General features: G+C 61.2%; 6 protein-coding genes and 1 tRNA gene. 4 read left to right on the forward strand and 3 right to left on the reverse strand.

What is annotated here, in order from left to right:
• The 3 genes from ACXJ7R_RS22560 to ACXJ7R_RS22570 all read right to left on the reverse strand — a co-directional run bounded on the left by ACXJ7R_RS22560 (position 1) and on the right by ACXJ7R_RS22570 (position 2282).
• Complete coding sequence (locus tag ACXJ7R_RS22560) at positions 1-810, reverse strand: three-Cys-motif partner protein TcmP (protein WP_457153785.1); 810 nt, start codon at positions 808-810, stop codon at positions 1-3.
• 176 nt (positions 811-986) lie between these two features.
• A tRNA-Phe gene (locus ACXJ7R_RS22565) sits at positions 987-1062 on the reverse strand.
• A gap of 326 nt (positions 1063-1388) precedes the next feature.
• Positions 1389-2282 (reverse strand): helix-turn-helix domain-containing protein, encoded by an 894-nt coding sequence (locus ACXJ7R_RS22570; protein WP_457153786.1) that lies wholly within the window; start codon positions 2280-2282, stop codon positions 1389-1391.
• Between the two features lie 85 nt (positions 2283-2367).
• On the opposite strand from ACXJ7R_RS22570, the gene ACXJ7R_RS22575 reads away from it, so the two are divergent.
• The 4 genes from ACXJ7R_RS22575 to ACXJ7R_RS22590 all read left to right on the forward strand — a co-directional run.
• Positions 2368-3639: an extracellular solute-binding protein gene (locus ACXJ7R_RS22575; RefSeq protein ID WP_457153787.1), complete on the forward strand. Its 1272-nt coding sequence runs from the start codon at positions 2368-2370 to the stop codon at positions 3637-3639.
• A gap of 106 nt (positions 3640-3745) precedes the next feature.
• Positions 3746-4606: a carbohydrate ABC transporter permease gene (locus tag ACXJ7R_RS22580; protein WP_184872124.1), complete on the forward strand. Its 861-nt coding sequence runs from the start codon at positions 3746-3748 to the stop codon at positions 4604-4606.
• Positions 4603-5439: a carbohydrate ABC transporter permease gene (locus tag ACXJ7R_RS22585; protein ID WP_095088662.1), complete on the forward strand. Its 837-nt coding sequence runs from the start codon at positions 4603-4605 to the stop codon at positions 5437-5439. Before ACXJ7R_RS22580 ends, ACXJ7R_RS22585 begins: the two co-directional genes overlap by 4 nt.
• Before the next feature lie 8 nt (positions 5440-5447).
• The coding region (locus ACXJ7R_RS22590) for an ABC transporter ATP-binding protein (RefSeq protein WP_457153788.1) at positions 5448-6011 on the forward strand (564 nt) is incomplete at its 3' end.

Raw genomic sequence — 6011 nt, forward strand, 5'->3', positions numbered from 1 at the left:
CTAGAATAACTGGCCCTGGCCGTTGTCGGTCGCGGCCTTCCAGAAGGCAAGAGCAAGATCGTGCCGGGCGGCCAGCGTCAACCAATAGAGATGCTGGCCGCGACTTCCTGTGATCAACTGCATGTCGGTCGACGCCGCCATTCCGAGCTTGACCACCTTGATCTTCCACAGATCAAAGACAGCACGCCGAACGTGCGTGAACGGCTGGTTGACATCGACCGATGACCGCCATCCGGGGACGAATTTGTCGAAGGCCGATTTCTGCGCTCGAACATTCAGCCCGGTATTCCTCTGCAAATCCATCTTGCTGATGTGGACCATCATATCGATGCGCTTCCGCTTCGATAGCGTCTCAATCACCGAGAAATCGAACGCGGCGAGGTTGTAAGGGTCGATAAAGGCAAAGTGCAGCCCATAGGGGTCAAGCTTTGCCCGGATCGCCTTTGCGGTGTCCACCGCTTCCCCGTGAAAAGCTTCTACCGGCGCCTTAAGTCGCGTCAGCCGCGCCATTGCCAGATCAAGTCGGGCAGCATCGGAATCGGCGATGAAAACGGAACTGAAAGGCGTTTTCGATCGAAGGCTTTCATTCCAGGCCGCGACGCAACCTCCCTCGATAAACTCACCGCTGCGGCGAATCTTGGCGCGTCCAGGCCCGCAAAACAGGTCGATGTAGGTAGCGCCAGCTTTTCCAGGACCGACCCACTTCGCCCTTACCCCGCGGGAGATCGAGACATATTTGCAGAGGAGGGCAATCTTATCCTTCGACCATGCCCCAACGTCTTCGACCAGCATCCCGTCGTCGCCGTCCACCAGGTTCCCCACACACTACCCCTCCCATGTCGCATCCCATGTCGCGTGGACCTGCCGATAGTCGCAGGAAACCCTTGGAAATCAACGGTAGTGGATTGCAACATGACTGCGACATAGATGAGCAGCATTCCCTCATTTGAAGGACCGTAAGCCGATGAATTTATTGAGGAAAGAGATGGTGCCCAGAGGCGGATTCGAACCACCGACACGCGGATTTTCAGTCCGCTGCTCTACCAACTGAGCTATCTGGGCCTGTTCCGGCAAACGAAATCTCATACACCGGATCTCATGAAGCGCCATGGGCGCCCCTTGAAAGCGCGTGGGTTATAGCACGGGAATCCGGCCTGTCCAGCGCCCAGATGGCGATTTCAGACAGGAAATGAGACGCCGTGCAGTGGCCCGGTTCCGGTACCGAGGCGATGGCCGGAACGGCGTGCGGCGCGGTCCCATTTCGGCCGGCGGCGCCCTTGTGCGCGTTGCCGTCGCGGACCGCAACGGCGCGACCCGTCTTTCAGCCGACGATCAAGATACGACAATGCATTTGCAGCGCCGGGCAAGCACCGCCTGATCGCCGGGTTCTATCTGGCGCCGGACACCCCTCTGCGAAAATCGGAGGGCGACATACCGGCCAGCTTGCGGAACGATTTGTTGAAGGCGCTGAGCGAGCCGAAGCCGGAATCCATGGCGACGCGGAGCACATTGGCGTCCTGGTGCATCAAAAGCGCCTGCGCGTAGCTCAGCCGCAAAAGGTTGACATACTCGTTGAGCGTCATGCCCGTCGATTTCTTGAACAGGCTCATGGCGTATTTGGGATGGATGTCGGCTGCCGCCGCGATGTTCACGCAATCGATGTCGTAGAGGAAGTTCTCGGCGATGAAATCGCACATGCGCCCGACGTTGCGCGACGACTGCTGGTCGAAGGCGCTGCCCGTTTCCTGGCCGATCGGGGTTGCGGATACGAGCCGGTAGGGCTCGAACCGCACCCGCTCCAGCCGCAGCAGCAATTCGTTGACGGCGTGTTCCGCCTTGGCCTGGTCGCCGGACCGGGCGTAGCGGTTCCAGCGCTCGAAATTATGGTTGTCGGAGGGGTCGGTGGCACTCGTCACCAGTGTGGCACCCGTCATCAGCCGGTGCCGGATGTCCGTGGGCAGGTGCAGCCGGAAAAAATGCACCAGCGGCAGATGCGCTCCGGCATAGACGGCGTCGTCGGACAAATCGTCCATCTGGTGCGGCAGGCCACCCCAGAACAGGCACATCTCGCCGGCAGACAGCGAAATCTCGTGGTCGTTCATGCGGTAATGCACGCTGCCGCGCACGATGAAATTCACTTCGACCTGGGCATGCCAATGCGGTTTGAGCATCACCAGAGGACTGGTGTGAAACATTTGCAGCAGCAGCGGCAAGCCTTCCACGCTGCTGGCACCAGGCTGGTAAAACGGTCGTTCCGGCATCTTACTTTCCGCCAATTTCATATTCCCTTTGACGGCGACAGCCCCTGCCCACTGCATAGTCTAGCCACGCTCACAGTGAGAGAGCAAATGGAATGGGAGGATTTCAATGCGCATCACAATGACCTGCGCCGCGCTCGCGCTCGCCCTGGGCTCTGCCCCGGCCTTTGCGCAATCCGGCGAAATCACGATCTGGAGCTGGAATGTCGCGGCTTCATCGCTGAAGGCGACCGTCGCCGGCTTCAACAAGCAATTTCCCGACGTCAAGGTGACGGTCCAGGATCTCGGCAACCAGCCGACCTACGACAAGTCGATCGCCGGCTGCGCCGCCGGCGGCGTCGGCCTGCCTGACATCGTCACCATCGAAAACGGCGAGGCCGAGAACTACTGGAGCCAGTTCCCCGACTGCTTCGTCGACCTGCATACGCTGGGCTATACCGCCGAGGATCAGAAGAAATTCCCCGACTTCAAGCGCACCGAGCTCGAAGTCGGCGACAAGGCCTATGCAATGCCGTGGGATTCGGGTCCTGTGGCGGCCTTTTACCGCCGCGACTTCTACGAGAAGGCCGGCGTCGATCCGGCATCGATCAAGACCTGGGACGATTTCATCGCCGCCGGCAAGAAGATCCAGGCCGCCAACCCGGGCGTCTCGATGACCAATGCGGATTTCAACGGCGACAGCGAATTCTTCCGCATGATTTCCAACGAGCAGGGCTGCGCCTATTTCGCCGAGGACGGCCAGTCGATCACGATCAACCAGCCCAAATGCGTCGATGCCATGACCAAGGTCAAGGAGATGAAGGACGCCGGCATCGTCTCCTCCGCCGACTGGGGCACCAAGATCACCAACAACACCGCCGGCACCGTCGCCACCCAGGTCTATGGCGGCTGGTACGAAGGCACCATTCGCACCGAATCAGCCGGCGAAAACGGCAAATGGGGTGTCTACCTGATGCCGAGCCTCACCGCCGACGGCCCGCGCGCTGCCAATCTCGGCGGCTCCTCGCTGGCCATCACCTCGGCGTCCAAGAACAAGGAGGCCGCCTACGCCTATCTGAAATACACGCTCGGAACCAATGAAGGCCAGATCACCATGCTGAAGGACTTCGGCCTGGTGCCCTCGCTGGTGTCGGCGCTCAATGACCCCTATGTCGCGCAAGGCCTACCCTACTGGGGCGGCCAGGCGGTGTGGAAGGACATCCTCGGCACCTTGCCCAAGGTTGTTCCGAGCCGCGGCACGCAATTCCAGAGCGACGCCGAAATCATCGTCCGCGCCGTGCAGACCAAATATCTGGCCGGCGGCTACCCCGACGCCAAGGCAGCGCTCGACGATGCCGCAAGCCAGATCGCCGCGGCGACCGGACTGCCCGTCAAATCTTGATCTGGACCGAGACGGTCCCGGGCGGCATTGATGCTGTCCGGGGCCGAACGCRCCACGTGTCTCGGCACGGGCGCGCCACCCCCTTGAACGCGGAAAGGAGGCTACAATGCGCTATCAGAATGCCACGGCTTATCGCTTCCTCGCGCCCTATCTGCTGATCTTTGCAATCTTCTGGGTGTGGCCGATCATCGATTCCTTCATGATCTCCTTCCAGGCGACACGTACCGTGCCATGGCGGTTCGCGCCCACCTTCAACTGGGGCCGGTTGATCGGCGACCCCGCCTTCTTCAACGCCCTGAAGAACACGCTGCTCATCCTCGTCATCCAGGTGCCGGTGATGATCACGCTGGCGCTGGTGATGGCGGTGCTATTGAACTCGCCGCTGCTCAAGGCACGCGGCCTGTATCGCTTTGCTTTCTTCGCCCCGGTCGTGGTCGGCGAAGTTGCCTACTCGGCGGTCTTCCGGCTGATGTTCAACCTCAATTTCGGCATCATCAACAAGCTCTTGAACAGCGTCGGCCTGCCCAGCGTCGACTGGTTTTCCAACGTCACGCCGGCGATGGCGCTGATCATGATCGCGGTCACCTGGCGCTGGGCCGGCTACAACGCCATCATCCTGCTCGCCGGCATGCAGTCCATACCCGAAGATGTCTACGAGGCGGCGACGCTCGACCGCGTCAGCAAGCTCAAGCAGTTCTTCTTCATCACTCTGCCGCTCTTGAAGCCGGTCATCGTTTTCTGCCTTGTGCTGTCGATCATCGGCACCATGCAGCTGTTCACTGAGCCCTTCCTGATCACCGAGCGCGGCGGACCCGGCGGCGGCACCGAGACGCTTGGCCTGTTGCTTTACCGCCAGGGTTTTCGGTCGCTCAACTTCGGCTACGCGTCGGCCGTCGCCTACACCATGGCCGGGCTGGCGATCGCGATCACGCTGGTGCAGCTGTGGCTGACGAGGGAACCGAAATGAGTTCCCTCTCCTCCGCAAGGCTGGGACGCAGCATAGCGCTGCATCTGTTCCTGACGCCGCTGGCGCTGATCTGGCTGTTTCCGCTGTGGATGATGGTGGTGTTCTCGACCATGCCGGACAACGGCATCTTCAGCCCCGGCATCGAGCTTTTGCCGCATGGCAATTTCATGGACAATTTCAACAATCTGCAGCGTGACACCGACTTTGTCGGCGCCATCGGCATTTCGGTCTCCGTGGCGGTGACCTACACGTTCCTGTCGGTGCTGCTGACGTCGATGGCCGGCTGGGCGCTGGCCCGCTACAGGTTCGTCGGCAAGGGCGTGGTTGTCGCCATCATCCTCGGCACCATCACGCTGCCCTATGCGGTGGTGCTGATCCCGCAATTCATCATGGTTGCGCGCGATTTCAAGCTTGCCAACACCTGGGTGGCCCTGATCGTGCCGCCGCTGTTCAATTCGCTCGGTGTGCTGTTCATGCGGCAGAGCTTCTCGATGATGCCGGACGACCTTTTCGATGCGGCGCGCGTCGAGGGGGTGAAGGAATGGCGCATCTTCCTCTTCGTCGCACTGCCCCTGGCGCGGCCGATGCTGGCGGCGCTCGCCATCATCCTGTTCCTCGCCTCCTGGAACAACTATTTGTGGCCGCTCCTGATCAACAGCCAGCCCGGTTCGATGACGGCGCCGGTGGCGCTCGGCACGCTGATCGGCCTGACCAAGGTGTCGTGGGGCGGCATCATGGCGGGCGCGGTGATGCTGACGGTGCCGATGCTTGTCGTCTTCGTGCTTCTGCAGCGCCATTTCATCGCCGGCATCGCCGCCGGCGCGATCAAGTAAGGGACAGCATGGCGACAGTCACGCTCAACAATGTCATCAAGCGCTTCGGCGTCTTCGAGGTCGTCCATGGCGCCAACATCGACGTCAAGGATGGCGAGTTCGTCGTCTTCGTCGGCCCCTCCGGCTGTGGAAAATCGACGCTGCTCAGGATGATCGCCGGGCTCGAGGACATCAGCGGCGGCGAGATCGCCATCGGCGGCAAGCTCGTCAACGATGTCGAGCCGGCCGACCGCGGCATCGCCATGGTCTTCCAGTCCTACGCGCTCTATCCGCACATGAGCGTCGAACAGAATCTGAGTTTCGGGCTCAGGATGACCGGCAATCCGAAGGCCGACACCGACCGGCGCGTCAAGCGAGCCGCCGAAATCCTGCGCATAAATGAACTGATGAACCGGCGTCCCAAGCAATTGTCGGGCGGCCAGCGCCAGCGCGTCGCCATTGGCCGCGCCATCGTGCGCGAACCGCAGGTGTTCCTGTTCGACGAGCCGCTTTCCAATCTCGACGCCGAATTGCGTGTCCAGATGCGGGTCGAGATATCGCGCCTGCACAAGGAACTCGGCACCACCATGATC

The organism is Mesorhizobium sp. P5_C1, from assembly GCF_054049815.1.